This window comes from Acidovorax sp. 93 (assembly GCF_003633835.1).
Taxonomy (GTDB): Bacteria; Pseudomonadota; Gammaproteobacteria; order Burkholderiales; family Burkholderiaceae_C; genus Acidovorax; species Acidovorax facilis.
Genome location: NZ_RBIT01000001.1, coordinates 1,971,270 through 1,987,408, shown reverse-complemented (window position 1 = coordinate 1,987,408; position 16,139 = coordinate 1,971,270). Strand labels below are relative to the sequence as shown.

General features: G+C 65.9%; 18 protein-coding genes. 8 read left to right on the top strand and 10 right to left on the bottom strand.

What is annotated here, in order from left to right:
- The first annotated feature begins 4 nt into the window (after positions 1 to 4).
- Entirely contained in the window at positions 5 to 1,201 is a 1,197-nt protein-coding gene (locus C8C93_RS08985) for an MFS transporter (protein ID WP_233559280.1), read from the top strand.
- A gap of 18 nt (positions 1,202 to 1,219) precedes the next feature.
- Here the strand turns inward: C8C93_RS08985 and arsB are convergent, their stop codons facing one another.
- The 4 genes from arsB to C8C93_RS08965 all read right to left on the bottom strand — a co-directional run bounded on the left by arsB (position 1,220) and on the right by C8C93_RS08965 (position 3,905).
- Complete coding sequence (gene arsB / locus C8C93_RS08980) at positions 1,220 to 2,242, bottom strand: ACR3 family arsenite efflux transporter (protein WP_055397562.1); 1,023 nt, start codon at positions 2,240 to 2,242, stop codon at positions 1,220 to 1,222.
- Between the two features lie 243 nt (positions 2,243 to 2,485).
- The gene (locus C8C93_RS08975) at positions 2,486 to 2,998 is read right to left on the bottom strand and encodes an arsenate reductase ArsC (RefSeq protein WP_121506630.1); all 513 of its coding nucleotides are present in this window, start codon (positions 2,996 to 2,998) and stop codon (positions 2,486 to 2,488) included.
- A gap of 13 nt (positions 2,999 to 3,011) precedes the next feature.
- The gene (locus tag C8C93_RS08970) at positions 3,012 to 3,527 is read right to left on the bottom strand and encodes an ArsI/CadI family heavy metal resistance metalloenzyme (protein WP_121506629.1); all 516 of its coding nucleotides are present in this window, start codon (positions 3,525 to 3,527) and stop codon (positions 3,012 to 3,014) included.
- A 51-nt stretch (positions 3,528 to 3,578) separates the two neighbouring features.
- Positions 3,579 to 3,905: a helix-turn-helix transcriptional regulator gene (locus C8C93_RS08965; protein WP_121506628.1), complete on the bottom strand. Its 327-nt coding sequence runs from the start codon at positions 3,903 to 3,905 to the stop codon at positions 3,579 to 3,581.
- Between the two features lie 295 nt (positions 3,906 to 4,200).
- On the opposite strand from C8C93_RS08965, the gene C8C93_RS08960 reads away from it, so the two are divergent.
- Positions 4,201 to 5,256, top strand: a complete 1,056-nt coding sequence (locus C8C93_RS08960; RefSeq protein WP_121419886.1) for a methionine ABC transporter ATP-binding protein — start codon at positions 4,201 to 4,203, stop codon at positions 5,254 to 5,256.
- Between the two features lie 14 nt (positions 5,257 to 5,270).
- Complete coding sequence (locus C8C93_RS08955) at positions 5,271 to 5,936, top strand: methionine ABC transporter permease (protein ID WP_055397552.1); 666 nt, start codon at positions 5,271 to 5,273, stop codon at positions 5,934 to 5,936.
- Between the two features lie 168 nt (positions 5,937 to 6,104).
- Here the strand turns inward: C8C93_RS08955 and C8C93_RS08950 are convergent, their stop codons facing one another.
- From C8C93_RS08950 to C8C93_RS08940, 3 genes are all read right to left on the bottom strand, one after another.
- Complete coding sequence (locus C8C93_RS08950) at positions 6,105 to 6,878, bottom strand: N-acetyltransferase (protein WP_121506627.1); 774 nt, start codon at positions 6,876 to 6,878, stop codon at positions 6,105 to 6,107.
- Positions 6,879 to 6,933: 55 nt separating this feature from the next.
- Positions 6,934 to 7,893 (bottom strand): tripartite tricarboxylate transporter substrate binding protein, encoded by a 960-nt coding sequence (locus C8C93_RS08945; protein ID WP_121508714.1) that lies wholly within the window; start codon positions 7,891 to 7,893, stop codon positions 6,934 to 6,936.
- A gap of 170 nt (positions 7,894 to 8,063) precedes the next feature.
- Positions 8,064 to 9,155, bottom strand: a complete 1,092-nt coding sequence (locus C8C93_RS08940; protein WP_121506626.1) for a tartrate dehydrogenase — start codon at positions 9,153 to 9,155, stop codon at positions 8,064 to 8,066.
- Between the two features lie 166 nt (positions 9,156 to 9,321).
- Here C8C93_RS08940 and C8C93_RS08935 point away from each other — a divergent pair, with 166 nt between their 5' ends.
- Both C8C93_RS08935 and C8C93_RS08930 read left to right on the top strand, forming a co-directional pair.
- Positions 9,322 to 10,305: a LysR substrate-binding domain-containing protein gene (locus C8C93_RS08935; RefSeq protein WP_121506625.1), complete on the top strand. Its 984-nt coding sequence runs from the start codon at positions 9,322 to 9,324 to the stop codon at positions 10,303 to 10,305.
- 102 nt (positions 10,306 to 10,407) lie between these two features.
- Complete coding sequence (locus tag C8C93_RS08930) at positions 10,408 to 10,995, top strand: DUF1566 domain-containing protein (protein WP_121506624.1); 588 nt, start codon at positions 10,408 to 10,410, stop codon at positions 10,993 to 10,995.
- 39 nt (positions 10,996 to 11,034) lie between these two features.
- On the opposite strand, the gene C8C93_RS08925 is transcribed toward C8C93_RS08930, so the two are convergent.
- From C8C93_RS08925 to C8C93_RS08915, 3 genes are all read right to left on the bottom strand, one after another.
- The gene (locus C8C93_RS08925; RefSeq protein ID WP_121506623.1) at positions 11,035 to 11,436 is read right to left on the bottom strand and encodes a carboxymuconolactone decarboxylase family protein; all 402 of its coding nucleotides are present in this window, start codon (positions 11,434 to 11,436) and stop codon (positions 11,035 to 11,037) included.
- Entirely contained in the window at positions 11,363 to 11,842 is a 480-nt protein-coding gene (locus C8C93_RS08920) for a MerR family transcriptional regulator (RefSeq protein WP_055397539.1), read from the bottom strand. Before C8C93_RS08920 ends, C8C93_RS08925 begins: the two co-directional genes overlap by 74 nt.
- 148 nt (positions 11,843 to 11,990) lie before the next feature.
- Positions 11,991 to 12,881, bottom strand: a complete 891-nt coding sequence (locus C8C93_RS08915) for a LysR family transcriptional regulator (protein ID WP_121506622.1) — start codon at positions 12,879 to 12,881, stop codon at positions 11,991 to 11,993.
- Between the two features lie 96 nt (positions 12,882 to 12,977).
- On the opposite strand from C8C93_RS08915, the gene C8C93_RS08910 reads away from it, so the two are divergent.
- The 3 genes from C8C93_RS08910 (at position 12,978) to C8C93_RS08900 (ending at position 15,942) form a co-directional block, all read left to right on the top strand.
- Complete coding sequence (locus C8C93_RS08910; RefSeq protein WP_233559279.1) at positions 12,978 to 13,448, top strand: cyclophilin-like fold protein; 471 nt, start codon at positions 12,978 to 12,980, stop codon at positions 13,446 to 13,448.
- A gap of 253 nt (positions 13,449 to 13,701) precedes the next feature.
- A complete protein-coding gene (locus tag C8C93_RS08905) occupies positions 13,702 to 14,697 on the top strand; it encodes an alpha/beta hydrolase (RefSeq protein ID WP_233559588.1) in 996 nt (331 codons plus the stop codon).
- 3 nt (positions 14,698 to 14,700) lie between these two features.
- Positions 14,701 to 15,942: an MFS transporter gene (locus C8C93_RS08900; RefSeq protein WP_121506620.1), complete on the top strand. Its 1,242-nt coding sequence runs from the start codon at positions 14,701 to 14,703 to the stop codon at positions 15,940 to 15,942.
- The last annotated feature ends 197 nt before the right edge of the window (positions 15,943 to 16,139 follow it).

Here is a 16,139-nt window from a genome sequence, read left to right as displayed (position 1 = left end):
GCCCATGACTTCTTCTTCGACGATGCTGCGGCTGATCAGCCTGGCGGCCTTTTGCAGCATGGCGTCCATGCGCGTGTGCGACCCGATGCTGGTGGCACTGTCCCTTGAATACCAGATCACCACGGGCGACGCCTCGGCCGTGATTGCGGCGTTTGCCGTGGCCTATGGCGTGCTGCAGCTGGTGTATGGGCCGCTGGGCGACCGGGTGGGCAAGGTGCGCGTGATCATTGGCGCCACGGCGGCCTGTGCGGTGTTCAGCGCCATGACGGCGCTGGCGCCCAGCTTCAGCCTGCTGGTGGTGGCGCGCGCGGCCATGGGGGCGGCGGCGGCCGGGATCATTCCGCTGTCGATGGCCTGGATTGGCGATGAGGTGGCCTACGAGCAGCGGCAAGAGACATTGGCACGCCTGATGGTCGCCACGGTGACCGGGATGATGGCGGGCCAGTGGTTTGGCGGCTTTGCCACCGAAACGCTGGGCTGGCGTGCGGCGCTGGGTGTGCTGGCCGTGCTGTTCTTCACGGCCGCCACGCTGCTGCTGCGCCATGCGCGTGCCAGCGGGGCGCTGCGCCCGGTGATGGTGCCAGGCGCACCGGCGTTCTCGCTGGCCAACTACCTCGCGGGCACCCTGGCGCTGCTGCGCATCCCGCGCGTGCGCTGGGTGCTGACGGTGGTCACGATTGAGGGCGCGCTCGCGTTTGGCACGCTGGCCTTTGTGCCCGCGCGCATGGTCGATGGGTTTGGCCTGTCGGCCTCGGCCGCTGGCGGCGTGATGGTGCTGTATGGCGTGGGCGGGCTGATCTACAGCGTGTTTGCGCGGCGCTGGCTGGCGGCGCTGGGCGAGCGGGGGCTGGCCGTGCTGGGGGCCAGCTTCATTGCCATCGGCCTGCTCTTGCTGGCCTGGGCGCCTGCGGTGGGATGGGCCATGCTGGGCTGCTTTTTGGCGGGTATCGGCTTTTACATGTTGCACAACACGCTGCAAGTGCAGGCCACGCAGATGGCGCCCGAGGCGCGGGGCACGGCAGTGACGCTGTTTGCGTGCCTGCTGTTTCTGGGGCAGTCCACGGGCGTGCTGCTGGTGGCCTTCAGTGTGGACCGGGGATGGCTGCCGCCAGTGTTCACGGCGGCGGCGGTGGGGGTGTTTGTGCTGGGGCTGCTGATCTCGCGCCGGGTGCAGGCGCGTGGGGCGGTGGCAGGCGCGTGACCACCCCGCCAGTGGTTGTCAGCCCCGCGCCTCGTACCAGCCTTTGCTGCGGTTGACCACGGCCACCACCGCCAGCATCACGGGCACCTCGATCAGCACGCCCACCACCGTGGCCAGTGCCGCGCCGGAGTGAAAGCCAAACAGGCTGATCGCCGTGGCCACGGCCAGCTCGAAGAAGTTGGATGCGCCGATCAGTGCCGAGGGGCAGGCAATGTTGTGCTTTTCGCCCACGGCGCGGTTCAGGCCATAGGCCAGGGCTGAGTTGAACAGCACCTGGATGAGGATGGGCACGGCCAGCAGGGCGATGACCAGCGGCTGCTGCAGGATGGCTTCGCCCTGAAAGGCGAATAGCAGCACCAGCGTGGCCAGCAGCGCGGCGATGGACCAGGGGCCGGTGCGCGCCACGGCGGCGTCAAACGCGGCCTGGCCCTTGCGCAGCAGCCGCTTGCGCAGCCACTGGGCAATCACCACGGGGATCAGGATGTACAGCACCACCGAGGTGAGCAGGGTGTCCCACGGCACGGTGATGGCCGACAGACCGAGCAAAAAGGCCACCAGCGGCGCAAACGCCACGATCATGATGCTGTCGTTGAGCGCCACCTGCGACAGCGTGAACAGCGGGTCGCCCCCGGTGAGTCGGCTCCACACAAACACCATGGCCGTGCAGGGTGCGGCGGCCAGCAAAATGAGCCCGGCGATGTAGCTGTCGATCTGGTCGGCCGGCAGGTACGGCGCAAACCAGTGGCGGATGAACAGCCAGCCCAGCAGCGCCATCGAAAACGGCTTGACCAGCCAGTTGACGAACAGCGTCACGCCAATGCCGCGCACATGCTGGCGCACCTCGGCCAGCGCGCCAAAGTCCACCTTCAGCAGCATGGGGATGATCATCACCCAGATGAGCAGACCCACCGGCAGGTTGACGCGCGCCACCTCCAGCGCACCCACGGCGCGGGCCGCGCCGGGCAGCCACTGGCCCAGCGCAATGCCCACCACGATGCACAGCAGTACCCAGACGGTGAGGTAGCGCTCGAACACCGCCATGCCAGCGGCGGGGGAGGGGGGCAACGCGCTGGCAGCAGCGCGTTGCGAATGGCTTGGTGGCAGGGTCATTTCAGTGATCCCTTCAGTGATCCATTGCGCTGCGCGCCACCCGCGATGCATGAAACTGGCGCGGCCCAAACCCGTGCACCCGTGGAACTGGCTTTGCCAGGCCACCGGGTGCGTCCCCCTCCCGCGCAGCGAGAGAGGGGTGAAGGCGCGAAGCGACTCAGGGGGTGTTTCATCTTATTGCGCGGGCAGGTTGCGGGCCGAGGCTTGCAGCGCGGTGGCGGCGAGCTTGTCGTCGGGCAGGTTCACCAGAAGCTCCAGGCGCTGCTTGATGGCGTGCAGGGTTTTGCGGAAGGCCTCGGCCTTGTCGGCGTCCGATCCATCGCCCGCCGACGGGTCGGCATAGCCCCAGTGCGCCGTGGCCGGGTGGCCGGGCCAGAAGGGGCAGACCTCGCCCGCTGCGTTGTCGCACACGGTGATGATCAGGTCCATGTGCGGTGCGCCAGGGGCGGCGAATTCGTCCCAGCTTTTGCTGCGCAGCCCTTCGGTGGGGATGCCCGCGTGGGCCAGCGCCTGCAGGCCCAGCGGGTGGGGCTGCTGGTTGTCGCGCGGGCTGCTGCCGGCTGAATAGGCCTTGAAGCGGCCTTGGCCCATGGCGTTGAGCAGGGCCTCGGCCAGGATGCTGCGGGCGGAGTTGTGCGTGCACAAAAAGAGCACGTTCAAAGGAGGACGTTGTGGGGTGGCGTTCATCGTGGCTCCAGGCTCAGCAGCATTTGTTGGTGTTGTTGGCAGTGGGGCCGCAGCAGGCGGCCTGCCCAGGTGCGGTGGCCGATGGCGCGCCCGTGGGGCAGCAAGCGGCCTGGGCTGGCTGCTGCGTGGTCTTGGCAGGCTGCTGCGCAGCGGCTTCGTTGAACACGGGGATGTTGCCCAGCGTGTGGAAGTGTTCCCAGGCCACGCCCTGCGGGTCGGTGATCCAGTGCTTGTCGCTGCGGGCATAGCAGCAGGTGGTGGCGCCTTCGTCCAGCAGGGCCATGTCGGCACCCTGGGCGCGGGCCTTGAGCTCGGCCAGCTCGTCGGCCTCGTCCACCTGGAAGCCCAGGTGGTCCACGCCGGGCTTGTCGCCCCGGGTGGAGATGGCGAAGTTCACGCGCGGGTCTTCGAGCATCCATTTGGCGTAGTCGGTCTCGACACGTGCAGGCTCGGCCGCGAACAGCCTGGAATAGAACGCGATGCTCTTGGCAAGGTCATCGACATGCATGTGGACGTGGAATCGCTTCATGGTGGTTTCCTTTCGGCTGTGGGTCGTGGGGTGGATGTTGTTGGGGGGCGATCAGCACTGGCAGGCGGCGGTGGCCTCGTCGGTCAGGCAGGCAGCGCCCTGGCAGCAGTTCTCGGTCAGGTAGGCCAGCAGGTCGTTCATGGTGGCAAACGAGGCGCGGTAGATCAGGTTGCGGCCCTGGCGCTCCTGGCTCACCAGGCCCGCGTGGGTCAGCTCCTTGAGGTGGAACGACAGCGTGTTGGGCGCAATGCCCAACTGCTCGGACAGCCCGCCGGGCGTGAGCCCCTCCTGGCCCGCCACCACCAGGGCGCGGAACACCCGCAGGCGCACTTCCTGGGCCAGGGCGGCGAGGGATCGGATGACATCGTTTTCTTGCATGGTTCGATAATACAACAAAAGTTGAAATATAGAATTATCGCCTGAAGAAGTTTCTGGAGTCGTCAGGTAAATTCAAGAAAAAATGGCAGTCTGCGCTCTATGGTATTGCCCTGATAGCTATGAATTTCATAGTTACTGAAGTCTGTGTATCACGGTCTTCATAACTCGGCGATCTAATCACCCGATTTTTTAATCGTTTGTGAACTTACGATTCGCCGATACAGTCGCCCATCCTTTTCCAGACCCGCGCGGCAGCGGCCACTCACTGTGGGGCCGCTGCCGCGCACTGCTTTCCATGATCGATTTACGGGGTATCACCCAAACCTACCAGGGCCCACAAGGCCCCGTCGAAGCCCTGCGTGGCATCGACCTCACCATCCAGCCGGGCGAAGTGTTCGGCATCATCGGCAAGAGCGGCGCGGGCAAAAGCTCGCTGGTGCGCGTCATCAACCTGCTCAACCGGCCCACCACGGGCCAGGTCATCGTGGGCGGCCGTGACCTGACCCAGCTGAACGACGCGCAACTGCGCGAGGCCCGGCGCGAGATCGGCATGGTCTTCCAGCACTTCAACCTGCTGTCGTCGCGCACCGTGTTCGACAACGCCGCATTGCCGCTGGAACTGGCGGGCATGGACAAGGCCGCGATCCGCGAGCGCGTGAATCCGCTGCTGGAGCTGGTGGGCCTGGCCCACCTGGCCGACCGCTACCCCGCGCAGATCAGCGGTGGGCAAAAGCAGCGCGTGGGCATTGCGCGTGCGCTGGCCAGCCGGCCCAAGGTGCTGCTCTCCGACGAGGCAACCTCGGCGCTGGACCCGGAGACGACCCGCTCCATCCTCGACCTGCTGCGCCAGGTCAACCGCGAGCTGGGCCTCACGGTGGTGCTCATCACCCACCAGATGCAGGTCATCAAGCAGGTGGCCGACCGCGTGGCCGTGATCGAGGCGGGTCGCATCGTGGAGCAGGGCCGGGTGCTCGATGTGTTCACGCGCCCGCAGCAGGCCATCACCAAGAGCCTGATCGACGAAATCCTGCCGCAAGAGCTGCCTGCGAGCGTGCTTGACCATGTGCGCAAGCTCACCCGCCAGCTGGCCACCACGGCGCCCGGCCACGCGGGGCGGCTGCTGCGGCTGTCGTACTCGGGCGACAGCGCCTACCAGCCCATTCTGTCGCAGCTGATCCGCGAGTTTGGTGTGGACATGAGCATCCTGCATGGCCAGGTGGACGAGATCCAGGACGAGACCTTCGGCTCGCTGGCCGTGTACGCCAGCGGCGAGCCCATGCAGGTGCGCGGTGCGGTGGAGCACCTGCGCGCGGGCGGCGTGGCGGTGCAAGAAGTCACGATTGAAATCTGAGGGAGCCATAAGCCATGTTCGACCATTTCACTCCGGCCATGCTGGACCTCTTTGCCTCCTCGTTGTGGGAGACGCTCATCATGGTGGGCATCTCCGGCATCGTGGGTGGCCTCATCGGCGTGCCGCTGGGCGTGTTCCTGCGCCTCACAGACCATGGCGGCGTGCTGCAAAACGGCCCCGTCAACAAGCTCGTGGGCTGGCTGGTGAATGCCGTGCGCTCCACGCCTTTCATCATCCTGCTGGTGGCCATCATCCCCTTCACGCGCTTCATAACGGGCTCGTCCATCGGCACGGCCGCCGCCGTGGTGCCGCTGACGATTGCCGCCGCGCCTTTTGTGGCCCGCCTGGTCGAAGCTGCCTTGCGTGAGGTGGACCACGGCCTGGTCGAAGCCGCCCAGGCCATGGGTGCCACCACCAGTCAGATCGTGTGGAAGGTACTGCTGCCCGAGGCGCTGCCCGGCATCGTGGCGGGCCTGACCATCACCTTCGTGAGCCTGACCGGCTACTCGGCCATGGCCGGCGCGATTGGCGGCGGTGGTTTGGGTGACCTGGGCATCCGCTACGGCTACCAGCGCTTTCTGCCCGAGATCATGCTGGCCGTGGTGCTTGTGCTGATCTTCTTTGTGCAGGCCGTGCAGAGTCTGGGCGACTGGGCGGTGCGCAGGCTGAGCCACCGGTGAGTGGTGGATTGGTTGCTTCTTTTGCTACTTATTTGATAGCTTTAGAGGGTTGATGGATGCGCGCAGACGGCCATTTTTCTTTAAACTCTGGCCCCCGTCTCCGCACCCATAGCTGCCCTCACCTTCACTCCCTCTCCCGCAAGGGGAGGGGGAGCCTGAACAACCCCTTCAGTCCGGCACCCGGTAGTGGTAGCCGTACGCCGTCTTGAACCCCATCGACTGGTACAGCCCCAGCGCTGGCGTGTTCTGCGCGCGCACTTGCAAATAGGCGCTGGCTGCCCCGGCCTCGGCGGCCCAGTGCAGCAGGGCTGTGACCAGCGCACGCCCGCGCCCGCCGCCCCGGTGCTCGGGCGCCACGGCCAGGTCGTACAGGCCCACGGCGCCGCGCTCCAGCACCGCCAGCCCAAAGCCCACGGGCTTGCCTTGTGCGTCGTGCTGCAGTGCAAACGCGGCAGGGTGGGCAATGTGGTCCAGCATGCTGTTGTGCAGCGCGCGGTGGTGCGTTGGCACGCTGTTGGCGGCGGCAAAGCCCTCCAGCCAGGCGGCAGTGGGCGTGGTGCTGGTATGGGTGCTGCCATCGGGCTTGCCTACCGAACCCAGGGCCAGCGGCCGGTGCAGGACGAGTGACGGATCGAAATGCTGGTAGCCCGCCTCGGCCAGCTCCTGGTCGGCCTCGGGCGGGGCCAGGGGCGAGATGCGGAACACGGCGGGCAGCCCGTGCCGTGCGTACAGCGCTGCAGCCGCTTCGCGCACCCCGTCAAACGGCGCGCCGGGCAGCAGCGCGTTGACCGAATTGGCACGCTTGGTGTAGCCGCCCGACAGCCGGAACACCCAGCCCCGGTGGAACACCGTCTGGCGCGCGGGCCAGGCGTTGAAGGCGCGTTCTTCAAGGGCGCGGATCAGGGCTGCGGGGACGGTGGGCTCGATGGTGGTGGGCGTCATGGCTGGCGTTATACCAACCTGCCCCTCGGGCACACAGTCAGTCGTTTCGGTCGGTTCAGTCGGTGGTGATCTTATGGTCGGCCACCAGCTTGGCAAAGCGTGTGGTGTCGCTGGCTATCTGCTCGGCCATCTGCGCGGGTGTGTTGCCAATGGGCTCGGCGCCAATGTCCTGCATGCGCTTCTTGAAGTCGGGCGACTGGATCACCTTGACCATCTCGGCGTTCAGCCGGGCCACTACATCGGCGGGTGTGCGTGCCGGGGCCAGCACGCCAAACCAGGTGCCGATGTCAAAGCCCGCAAAACCGGCCTCCTGCAGCGTAGGCACATCCGGCAGCGACGAAGACCGCTTGGCCGTGGTCACGGCCAGCGCGCGCAGCTTGCCGGCCTTGATGTGGGGCAGCACGGGCGTGATGGTGTCGAACGACATGGATACCTGCCCGCCCAGCAGGTCGGTGGTGAGCGGCCCGCTGCCTTTGTAGGGCACGTGCAGCAGCGGCTGGCCGATGGCGGTGGAGAACTGCGTGCCGATCAGGTGCTGCGCCGTGCCCGCGCCGTTGGAACCATATGAAAACTTGTCGGGCGCTGCCTTGATCAGGGCCACGAGTTCCTTCACATCCTTGGCGGGCGTGGTGGCGCTCACGGCCAGCACGTTGGGCACCAGGGCCACGGTGGTGATGGGTGAAAAGCTCTTTTGAAAGTCGTAGCTGAGCTTTTTGTAGACGCTGGTGGCAATGGTGTGGTGCACCGCGCCCATCAGCAGCGTGTAGCCGTCGGGTGCGGCCTTGGCCACGTAGTCGGCACCAATGGTGGCGCCCGCGCCGCCCCGGTTTTCCACGATCACGGGCTGGCCCAGCGCGGTGCTGAGCTTTTCGCCCAGCGCTCGCGCCAGCACGTCGGTGGTGCCGCCCGCTGCAAACGGCACGACGAGGGTGACGGGTTTGCTGGGCCAGGCCTGTGCGTGGACAGTTTTGCCAGGCAGCAGGCAGGCGGCTGCGGCCAGCGCCGCCAGTGCCATCAGGTGTTGACGGCGCAGCGGGTGGGCGATGGCAGTGGGGCCGGGGGTAGGGCGATGCATGGTTTGTCTCCTAAAGAATGGGGGCGGCGGCTGTGTGGCCTTTGCGGCCTTGTGGTGTTGCCCGCCGTGTGGCGTCCAGGCCCGTTCTTGCGGGCCTTGAACGATTGCTATCAGGCGGCTTTGCGCTCGGTCTCTTTGCCGCTGATCAGCGCGCACACCGCATCGGTCACCTGCACCGTGGTGGCCGTGCCGCCCAGGTCGCGGGTGTGCAGGGCCGGGTTGGCGGTGACCTGTTCGATGGCCTGCATCACGGCGCGCGCAGCGTCCACCTCGCCCAGGTGCTCCAGCAGCATCACCACCGACCAGAATGTGCCGATGGGGTTGGCCAGGCCCTTGCCCATGATGTCGAACGCCGAGCCGTGGATGGGCTCGAACATGCTGGGGTAGCGGCGCTCGGGGTCGATGTTGCCGGTGGGTGCAATGCCCAGGCTGCCCGCCAGCGCGGCGGCCAGGTCGCTGAGGATGTCGGCATGCAGGTTGGTGGCCACGATGGTGTCGAGCGTGGCGGGGCGGTTGACCATGCGGGCCGTGGCGGCGTCCACCAGCTCCTTGTCCCATTTCACATCGGGGAACTCGGCCGCCACCTGCGCGGCAATCTCGTCCCACATCACCATGGCGTGGCGCTGGGCATTGCTCTTGGTTATGACGGTGAGTTGCTTGCGGGGGCGCGATTGCGCCAGGCGGAAGGCAAAGCGCAGGATGCGCTCCACGCCCACGCGGGTCATGATGGAGACATCAGTGGCCGCCTCGATGGGGTGGCCCTGGTGCACGCGGCCGCCCACGCCCGAGTATTCGCCCTCGGAGTTTTCGCGCACGATGACCCAGTCCAGGTCCTTGGGCGTGCAGCGCTTCAGGGGCGCGTCGATGCCCGGCAGGATGCGCGTGGGTCGTACGTTGGCGTACTGGTCGAAGCCCTGGCAGATTTTGAGGCGCAGGCCCCACAGCGTGATGTGGTCGGGGATGTCCGGGTCACCGGCGGAACCGAACAGGATGGCGTCCTTGCCGCGCAAGGCATCCAGCCCGTCGGCCGGCATCATCACGCCGTGCGCGCGGTACCAGTCTCCGCCCCAGCCAAAGTTTTCAAATTCGAACCGCAGGCCGGGGTGGCGGGCAGCCAGGGCTTCGAGCACGCGCTGGCCCGCGGGAATCACTTCCTTGCCGATGCCGTCTCCGGGGATGGTGGCGATTTGATAGGTTGTCATGCAGATGCCTGGGTGAAAAAGGGGCTGGGAATGCCCGTGCAGCAAGGCACAGGCGTGAAAGAGAGACACAGGAGAAACCAAACGGTAGAGGGACTGTAGGCCTGGACGCCTTCACAGAACGCCGCTAAAGTGAATCCATCGTTAACCTGAAGTTAAGGTCGCGCCGATGAGTTCCACCATCCAGCCCGCAGAACTGGGCTTCTTTTCTGCGCTGGCCGCCAGCCCCAGCCTGAGCGCCGCAGGGCGCGAAATGGGGGTCTCCACGGCGGCGGTCAGCAAACACCTCACGCAGATGGAAAAGCGCCTGGGCGTGGTGCTGGTCAACCGCACCACGCGCCGCATGAGCCTCACGCCCGAGGGCGAGCTGCTGCTGGAGCACGCGCGCCGCATCCTGCGCGAGATCGATGCGCTCGATGAACTCATCGTGCAGTCCAAGGCCAGCCCCAAGGGCCTGCTGCGCGTGAACGCCACGCTGGGCTTTGGCCGCATGCACATCGCCCCCGTGATCTCGGACTTTGTGCGCCAGTACCCCGAGGTGGATGTGCAGCTGCAACTGTCGGTGCACCCGCCGCCGATCACCGACGACGCCTACGACGTGTGCGTGCGTTTTGGTGAGCCGCCCGACGGCCGCGTGATTGCCCGCCGCATTGCCCCCAACCGGCGCGTGCTGTGCGCAGCGCCTGCCTACCTGGACCGCCATGGCAGGCCCCGCGTGCCGCGCGACCTGATGGAGCACCAGTGCATCGGCATCCGCCAGGGCGACGAGGCCTATGGCCTGTGGCGCCTGACCACCGGACGCGGCAGCAAGGCACACACCGAGTCGATCAAGATCACCGGCAACCTGACCACCAACGACGGCGAGATTGCCGTGCTGTGGGCCTTGCAGGGCCACGGCATCGTGATGCGCGCCGAGTGGGACGTGAACCGCCACCTGGCCCAGGGCCTGCTGGAGCCCGTGCTGCCGCACTACCAAACCCCGGCGGCCGACATCTATGCGGTCTACCCGCAGCGGCACCAGTTCTCCACCCGCGTGCAGGCGTTTGTGGGGTTTCTGGCCGAGGCGCTGGCAGCGTCGGGGGCACCGGCCGCTGTGCCCGCCAAGCCGACCAAGCCGGGCAAGTTGGGTAAAAGCGCAATGCAGGTTTCCTGATCTGCGGGGTGGCGCTGGTGTCGCTGTGCGGGTAGGGTGTCGCCATCCCAGTCCGTTTTGCCCGCCTTCTTCCGCTACCCTGCCAAGACCAGGCTTTTGCCCATGAAACCACTTTCGCAGCTTTTTGCCGCGCTGGCATGCGCCCTCACATCCCTGCCGGTGCTGGCTACCGACTCCACCGCAGCCCAAGACTGGTCTCTGTCGGCCGATGGCGCCTATGTACTTGATGTGCGCGCAGGCCTGGCCTGGCCGCGTTGTGTGGAAGGCATGCAGTGGACGGGCAAGACCTGCACCGGCAAGCCGTTGCTGCTGGACCGTGCCGAAGCCACCACCCTTGCCACCGACCGCTGGAAGGCCGAGGGCGTGGGTTGGCGCCTTCCCCGCGCGGCGGAACTGCAGCGGCTGGTGGACAAGTCGCTGTCTCCCCCGGGCCTCAACCCCATCCTGTTCCCGGCCGCGCCGGGCCAGTGGCACTGGTCATCCACCAGCAACGTGAGTGCGCCCACCGTCAACCCATACACCTACGGCAACATCGCGCAAGGCCGCGCGGGCGATGGGGGGCGCCAGGCCGCAATGATCAACGGCTGGGCCGTGAACCTGTCCACCGGCGAGGCGCGGGGCGATGCGGCGCGGGCCAGCAAGCTGCCCGTGCGGCTGGTACGGCCGCAGCCTGTGGGGCCGGGGAAGTAGCCGCAGACGTCGCGCGGAGCAGGTAGCGGCTCAGGCACCTCATGCTGCTACCGTTTCCGCATCGCCCGCCGCAAACACTTCGCGGGCAGCGGCCAGTCCGTTCAGCGCGGCGGGAAAGCCTGCGTAAACAGCCATCTGCATGAGGACTTCCACTATTTCTTCACGGGTGACGCCCACGTTCAGCGCCGCCTGCAAGTGCACCTTGAGCTGTGGTGTCGCGTTGCCCAGCGCAGTCAAAGCAGCGATCACTGCAATTTCGCGGCTGCGCAGGTCCAGTCCGGGTCGGGAATAGATGTCGCCAAACGGAAACTCGATCAGGTAGCGGGCGAAATCCGGGGCGATGTCGGCCAGGCTGGCGACGACGTGCTCACCGGCGTGGCCGTCGATTTCGCGCAGCTTGGCGAGGCCCTGGAGATAGCGGGGATTGGTTTCGGGGGACATGGGTGCTTCCTTGGCGGGGTGACGAGGGTGTGTGGCGAAGGGAAGCCTCCAGATCCCGGTAGTGCGCGATCTTGGCTTGCAGCGCCTGTGCGGCTTGCTGCATGGCGGTGATGGTTGCAAGCACCTGAGCAAGGTGATGCTCCAGCAGCTCGCGCCGTTCGGGGGCGGTGGTGTTCCCTTCGCTGCGCAGCCGCGCGAAGGCCTGCATCTGCCCGATGGGCATCTGGGTCTCGCGCAGGCGCAGCAGGAATCCGATCCATTCCATGTCCGAAGCCGCATAGCGGCGCTGGCCACCGGGTGCGCGCGCCACGGGCGCAATCAGCCCGGCGCGCTCGTAATAGCGCAGCGTGTGCGCGGTCAGGCCCGTGCGTTCGGCGACTTCGGCAATGGTGAGGAGGGATGCCATGGGAACGATTCTGAAAGTTGGAGTGCACTCTAAGTCAAGCACTGAATCGCTCCAACGTGACAAGGGGCGCAACAGGCCGCTGTCTAACTCTTGTTCGTATTCGCAGCCTCGTGATCTCTGGCCACCCGCGTGCTTGCAAGCAGTCTCTTCACCGCAGCTGCAACGCCTGCAGCACCAGCGAAAACGCAGGTGATGGCTGGCGCCGACTGGGGTAGTACAGGTGGTAGCCCGCGAACGGTGGGCACCAGTCTTCCAGCACCCGCACCAGGCGGCCATCTTCGATGTGGGTGGCCAGTTCGTCCTCGGGCAGCAGCGCAATGCCCAGCCCGGCCAACGCTGCATCGACCTGGGGCGGGGCGGTGTTGAAGATCAGCGGGCCATCTACCCGCACGTTGACCTGTTTGCCCTTGCGCGCAAAGTCCCACACGTACAGGCCGCCCGAGGTAGGCATGCGCTGGTTGATGCACCGGTGCGCCGTCAGGTCGTGCGGGGTTTTGGGAATGGGATGGGCGGCAAAGTAGCTGGGCGATGCGACCACGGCCATGCGAAGCGGCGGGCCGATGGGCATGGCAATCATGTCCTTGTCGATGGTGTTGCCCAGGCGCACCCCGGCGTCAAAACGGTCGGCCACGATGTCGCGAAAGCCGTAGTTCATGTCGAACTCCAGCGTGATGTCGGGGTTGTCGTGCAACAGCGGCATGAGCTTGGGCAGCAGCGTGGTGTGCATGACGTGGTCGCCGCAGGTGATGCGCACAGTGCCTGCGGGTTTGTCGCGCAGTGCGGTCAGCGCATCCAGCTCGGCCTCAATCTCGTCAAAGCGGTGACCGATGGCGTGCATCAGGCGTTCGCCCGCTGGTGTGGGCGAGACGCTGCGCGTGGTGCGTGTGAGCAGCCGGATCTGCAGGTGCTCTTCAAGGCCACGGATGGTCTGGCTCAGCGCGGACTGCGTGACGCCCAGAGTGGCTGCGGCCCGGGTGAAGCTGCCCTCGCGCGCCACGGTGACAAAGGCCAGCAGATCGTTCAGGTTGCGTCTCGCCATGTCTGATTCTCTGGATTGATTGGTTAGCCAGCCTTATAAACCCATTCGCCATTCATTATCTAGTCGGCGCAAGCAATGCTGGGCAAACTTCTTGCCATGGCACAACGCATCAGCACCCACCCCTTCCAACGCCGCGCCCTGGCGGGTGTCGCCTTGGCATTCACCCTGGCAGCCGGGGTGATGCCCGCCACCACCTTTGCACAGCAGGGCCCCATGGAAATTCATCTGCATATCGATGGTGCCATTGCCACCGCCACCCTGGACAACAACGCCGCAGCGCGCGATTTTGTGGCCCAACTGCCGCTGTCGCTGACGTTGCAGAACTACGCGGAGATCGAACGCATCGCCACCCTGCCGCGCAAGCTGTCGGTGGATGGGGCACCGGCGGGCATCACCCCCAAAACAGGTGACATCAACTACTACGCGCCCTGGGGCAATCTGGCGATTTTCGTGGGCGATGACGCCTATGCACGCGGCCTGGTGCGGCTGGGCAGAGTGGACACGGGCCTGCCCGCGTTGCAGCACCAGGGGCCTTTGAAGGTGCGTATCGAACGCGCCTGCGATTGACGCGCAGACAAAGCATTGGAGCGTCCCACGAAGGCGCGCCCTCGGCCCCCGCCTTCATTTCTTGATTTCTCGTCCTTCCCCAATTTCCTACCTCCCCAGGAGCACGAACATGCACAACACACTCTCCACCATCCACGCGCAGCACCCAATACCCGGCACAGCCCCCCTCACCTCGGACCGGCGCGACTTCCTCATCCGGGCGGGCTTCGGTGCGGCGGTATGGGGCGGGCTGTCTGCCGCGGGTGGTACTGCGATGGCAGCGGGGCCGCAGCCAGCGCCCGGCAAGCTCAGCGGCGCCGACAATTTCTACCAAAGCGACAAGGTGGCCGTGCGCAAGGTGACCTTCAAGAACCAGTACCGCATGGCGGTGGCTGGCAACCTGTTTGTGCCCAAGAACCTGGACCGCAGCAAGAAAAATCCGGCCATTCTGGTGGGCCACCCCATGGGCGCAGTCAAGGAACAAAGCGCCAACCTGTATGCCACCAAGATGGCAGAGCAGGGTTTTGTCGCGCTGTCGCTGGACCTGCCTTTCTGGGGTGAGAGCGAGGGCCAGCCGCGCAACGCGGTGGCGCCAGACATCTATGCCGAGGCTTTCAGCGCAGCGGTGGATTTTCTGGGCACGCAGGCGATGGTGGACCGCGAGCGCATTGGGGCCATTGGCGTGTGCGGCAGCGGCAGCTTTGTCATCAGCGCCGCCAAGATCGACCCGCGCATGAAGGCCATCGCCACCGTCAGCATGTACGACATGGGTGCTGCCAACCGTGATGCGCTGAACCACTCGCAGACTTTGGAGCAGCGCAAGCAGATCATTGCCGCCGCTGCCGAGCAGCGCTACGTGGAATTCACCGGCCGGGCCATCCAGTACACCGGTGGCACGGTGCACGAGCTGACGGCAGACACACACCCCATTCAGCGGGAGTTCTATGACTTCTACCGCACCCCGCGTGGCGAGGTCACGCCCAAGGGCGGCTCAGCCAAAACCACCACCCACCCCACGCTGACCAGCAACGTCAAGTTCATGAACTTCTACCCGTTCAATGACATCGAGACGATTTCTCCGCGCCCCATGCTCTTCATCACGGGTGACCAGGCGCATTCCAAGGAGTTCAGCGAAGACGCCTTCAAGCGCGCTGCCGAGCCGAAGGAGCTGCACATCGTCCCCGGTGCGGGTCATGTGGATCTGTATGACCGTGTGAACCTGATCCCATGGGGCAAGTTGACGGCGTTCTTTGGCAAACACCTGGCTTAAGCAATGACCACCCAGGTTTGCGACGCCCCGCCGCACCACGTCGGCGGTGTAGACGGGGCGGCGGCGCAGCCCGCGCGCTGGAGCGGCGTTTTTGCGATGACGCTCTGCGTGTTTGCGCTGATCGCGTCGGAGTTCATGCCAGTCAGCCTGCTCACACCCATGGCCGCAGACCTGGGTGTCAGTGAGGGTTGGGCCGGGCAGGGCATTGCGATATCGGGCGCCTTCGCCGTGCTCACCAGCCTGAGCATTGCAGCGCTGGCAGGCAGGATGGACCGCAAGACCCTGCTTCTGAGCCTTACGGCGCTGATGTGCTTATCTGGCGCGGTCATTGCACTGGCGCCGAACTACGCGGTGTACATGGTGGGGCGAGCGCTCATTGGGGTGGTGGTGGGAGGCTTTTGGTCGATGTCGGCCGCTACGGCCATGCGGCTGGTGCCCGCGCAGCAGGTGCCACGGGCCCTCGCCATCTTCAATGGTGGCAACGCGCTGGCCACGGTGGTGGCGGCGCCGCTCGGCAGCTATCTGGGGGCCGTGATTGGCTGGCGTGGGGCTTTCTTCTGCCTGGTGCCGGTGGCGCTGCTGGCCTTCATCTGGCAGTGGGTGAGCCTGCCGCCAATGCCTGCTGGGCCTCGGCGCTCTGGGACCTCTGGCCTTGTTTTCAGTCTGCTCCGGCGCCGGATGATTGCTGTGGGCATGCTGGCAGTAGGCTGCTTTTTCATGGGACAGTTTGTGCTGTTTACCTACCTGCGGCCATTTCTGGAAACCGTCACGCATGTGGGTGGGTTCACGTTGTCGTTCATTCTGCTGGTGATCGGGGTGGCGGGCTTTGTGGGCACCACACTCGTCGGCGCGGCGCTGGCCAGAGGCTTTTACCCAACGCTGTTCATGGCACCCGTCTTGATGGCGCTCATCGCCATCGCGCTGATCTGTCTGGGTGACCAGCTCACCGCTGTCACTGCCTTGCTGGGTGTGTGGGGCCTGGTGGCTACGGCCGCGCCGGTGGGCTGGTGGACATGGGTCGCCCGGTCGATGCCGAAAGACGCTGAAGCCGGAGGCGGTCTCATGGTGGCGGTGGTCCAACTGGCTATCGGCCTGGGCTCCACGGTGGGGGGCGTGCTATTTGACCGCAACGGATACCAGAGCACCTTTGTCGTCAGCGCTGTTTTGTTGCTGGTGGCCGCGTTGCTGGTCTTGCCGACCTGGCGCTCTGGCAGGGCCGAGGGCTGTGCTTTTGTCGGTAGTTGAAGGTTGAAGGAGATGGGGTGAACGCGTGCCTTGCGCGCCAGCAAACTGACGGCGTTGTGGGGTGCAAAACCGAGGGGACAGCAAAACCCGGCGTCCTGGTGAAAAATGGCGCGGCAGGTGGAGAGGCTGTGACCTGCTGGCACCCCAACCTCCCTCCACGTCGCGCCGCTTCATGCGCGCGGCCCCATTTCCATCAT

Bases quoted from the DNA above. Each gene is read 5' to 3' on its own strand.
- C8C93_RS08950 (WP_121506627.1), bottom strand. From the start codon at position 6,878: ATGACGCCCACCACCATCGAGCCCACCGTCCCCGCAGCCCTGATCCGC.
- C8C93_RS08935 (WP_121506625.1), top strand. From the start codon at position 9,322: ATGAGTTCCACCATCCAGCCCGCAGAACTGGGCTTCTTTTCTGCGCTG.
- C8C93_RS08940 (WP_121506626.1), bottom strand. From the start codon at position 9,155: ATGACAACCTATCAAATCGCCACCATCCCCGGAGACGGCATCGGCAAG.
- C8C93_RS08975 (WP_121506630.1), bottom strand. From the start codon at position 2,998: ATGAACGCCACCCCACAACGTCCTCCTTTGAACGTGCTCTTTTTGTGC.
- C8C93_RS08915 (WP_121506622.1), bottom strand. From the start codon at position 12,881: ATGGCGAGACGCAACCTGAACGATCTGCTGGCCTTTGTCACCGTGGCG.
- C8C93_RS08985 (WP_233559280.1), top strand. From the start codon at position 5: ATGACTTCTTCTTCGACGATGCTGCGGCTGATCAGCCTGGCGGCCTTT.
- C8C93_RS08945 (WP_121508714.1), bottom strand. From the start codon at position 7,893: ATGGCACTGGCGGCGCTGGCCGCAGCCGCCTGCCTGCTGCCTGGCAAA.
- C8C93_RS08970 (WP_121506629.1), bottom strand. From the start codon at position 3,527: ATGAAGCGATTCCACGTCCACATGCATGTCGATGACCTTGCCAAGAGC.
- C8C93_RS08920 (WP_055397539.1), bottom strand. From the start codon at position 11,842: ATGGCATCCCTCCTCACCATTGCCGAAGTCGCCGAACGCACGGGCCTG.
- C8C93_RS08900 (WP_121506620.1), top strand. From the start codon at position 14,701: ATGACCACCCAGGTTTGCGACGCCCCGCCGCACCACGTCGGCGGTGTA.
- C8C93_RS08965 (WP_121506628.1), bottom strand. From the start codon at position 3,905: ATGCAAGAAAACGATGTCATCCGATCCCTCGCCGCCCTGGCCCAGGAA.
- C8C93_RS08925 (WP_121506623.1), bottom strand. From the start codon at position 11,436: ATGTCCCCCGAAACCAATCCCCGCTATCTCCAGGGCCTCGCCAAGCTG.
- C8C93_RS08905 (WP_233559588.1), top strand. From the start codon at position 13,702: ATGGCAGCGGGGCCGCAGCCAGCGCCCGGCAAGCTCAGCGGCGCCGAC.
- arsB (WP_055397562.1), bottom strand. From the start codon at position 2,242: ATGGCGGTGTTCGAGCGCTACCTCACCGTCTGGGTACTGCTGTGCATC.
- C8C93_RS08955 (WP_055397552.1), top strand. From the start codon at position 5,271: ATGTTCGACCATTTCACTCCGGCCATGCTGGACCTCTTTGCCTCCTCG.
- C8C93_RS08960 (WP_121419886.1), top strand. From the start codon at position 4,201: ATGATCGATTTACGGGGTATCACCCAAACCTACCAGGGCCCACAAGGC.
- C8C93_RS08930 (WP_121506624.1), top strand. From the start codon at position 10,408: ATGAAACCACTTTCGCAGCTTTTTGCCGCGCTGGCATGCGCCCTCACA.
- C8C93_RS08910 (WP_233559279.1), top strand. From the start codon at position 12,978: ATGGCACAACGCATCAGCACCCACCCCTTCCAACGCCGCGCCCTGGCG.